At 66.6% G+C, this 338-nt stretch carries 1 pseudogene; it reads right to left on the reverse strand.

The features are described from left to right. Positions 1–323, reverse strand: a pseudogene (locus JFN90_RS22085) (cytochrome c3 family protein); the annotation flags it as partial. Positions 324–338 lie beyond the last annotated feature (15 nt).

The following is a 338-nucleotide window of genomic DNA, read 5'->3' on the forward strand; positions in this document are numbered from 1 at the left end:
CCGCCCGAGTAGTCCTCGAAGCGCGCGTTGGCCCAGTTGGCGTAGCTGCCGAACGTGGTCGCCGTGTTCTTCGGCGCGGGCGGATAGCCGTGGCAGGAGTCGCAACTGCCGCCGATCGGTTTGAAGGCGCCGCCGGCGCTGGTGTGGGTGTGGCAGTCGAGGCAGCCCGAGGTGAAGTGGCTCGATTCCGGAACGCCGGCGCGGTAGTAGTTGGTCTTGGTGTGGCAGACCTGGCACAGGCCGCGGTTGGTGGTCGTCTCGACCAGCGTGGTGGCCCGGTCGGTGTACGAGATGTTGAAGCCCCGGATCTCGCTCCTGATCATGGAGAGGTTTCCGGT

The sequence above is a fragment of the Geomonas propionica genome (assembly GCF_016458235.1).
Classification (GTDB): Bacteria; Desulfobacterota; Desulfuromonadia; order Geobacterales; family Geobacteraceae; genus Geomonas; species Geomonas propionica.